Consider the following 1,450-nt stretch of genomic DNA (forward strand, 5'->3'; position numbering starts at 1 on the left):
GAGAGGCTTCCCAATGCTGATGTCAAGCCGCTGCTGTGACAACGGGTACGGCTTGGTAGCACGCGCCGTCACGGATCATGGCCCACAGGACATTGATGCGGCGGCGCGCGAGTGCCAGCAGTGCCTGCTTGTGCCCCTTGCCCTCGGCGCGTTTGCGCGCGTAGTACGTCTTCGAGGCCGGACAGCTCTTCAGGCTCGACAGCGCGGAGAGATACATCGCGTTGAGCAGTGCGCGGTGGAAGCGCCGTGGTCTGCGGAGGTTCCCGCTGACGCGCCCGGAGTCTCGCGGGGCCGGTGCCAGGCCGGCGAAGCCTGCGAGTCGGTCGGCACTGCCGAAGGCGTCCATGTCGCCGCCGGTGGCAGCGAGGAACACGGCCCCCAGCTGCTTGCCCATGCCGGGCAGGCTGACAATCACCTCGGCGTGCGGGTGCTCGCGAAACCGGGCCTCGATCAGGGCGTCGATTTCTGCGATCTCCTCGTCAAGGGCCATCACCCCCTTCGCGAGGCGGACCACCATGGCGGCGGCCAGCTTCTCGCCGGGCAGCGCGGTGTGCTGTGCTTGAGCGGCCTCCACGGCCGTCTGTGCGAGGGCCGCGGCACTGCGGACCTTGCGGTTGCGCAGCCACGTCTCGATGCGCTTCACGCCGCTGCGGCGGATCGCCGCCGGGGTCTGGTAGCCCGTCAGCAGAATGACGGGGCCCTTGTTGGTCAGCTCCAGTTCGCGTTCCAACGCCGGGAAGATCTCCAGCAGCTGAGCCCTCAGACGGTTGATCTGGCGCGTGCGGTCACACATCAGGTCGGTGCGGCGGCCGGTCAGGGTACGCAGGTCGACGGCGATCTCATCGCCGGGCCGCAGCAGGCCCAGGTCGCGGCGCATACGGGCCTGGTCGGCGATGACGAAGGCGTCCTTGGCGTCCGTCTTGCCCTCGCCCCGGTAGGAGGCCGAAGCGCGGTGCACGGTCAAGCCGGTGATGTAGACCATGGGCTGGTCGTGGCTGAGCAGCAATCCGATCAGCAGGGCGGCTCCGCCGTGGTTGAGGTCGACGGCCCACAGCACCTCCTCGTCGAGGGCCAGGACGTCCCCGATCAGTTCCAGCAGAGCCGACTCGTCGTTCAGGACCCGGCGGGACAGCAGTCGTTCGCCGTCCGGGTTGATCACCACGCAGTGGTGGTGTTCCTTGCCGATGTCCACTCCGGCCCATATCCGGGGCACGGTCACCTCCGCCAGCTCGTCGCACGTTCACAGCCCAGCAGACGACCTCGCCGACGTTGCCCTACACAGCGATCGAGTCGCATCTCCCAATTGGCGGTCGAGTCGTCGCGGGGCTCCGGGCGGCCAAGCCTCTCCAGCCATCTCACGGCGCAGCCATGACAGCCATACCCAGAGCCCCTGGGTCCCGCTGATCTTACGAGTGACCAGTTCGAACCCACGATCAAGAAAGTAGGGCAG

Annotated in this window: 1 protein-coding gene; it reads right to left on the reverse strand. The window is 67.7% G+C overall.

Translation table 11 applies throughout. The annotated features are described in order from the left end of the window. Window positions 1–22: 22 nt before the first annotated feature. Window positions 23–1,219 carry an IS110 family transposase gene (locus ACL02R_RS29980; protein WP_412800109.1) on the reverse strand — a complete coding sequence of 399 codons (1,197 nt, stop codon included), beginning with the start codon at window positions 1,217–1,219 and terminating at the stop codon, window positions 23–25. Window positions 1,220–1,450 lie beyond the last annotated feature (231 nt).

Origin of the sequence: Streptomyces sp. MS19 (assembly GCF_047200595.1) — a bacterium.
Taxonomy (GTDB): domain Bacteria; phylum Actinomycetota; class Actinomycetes; order Streptomycetales; family Streptomycetaceae; genus Streptomyces.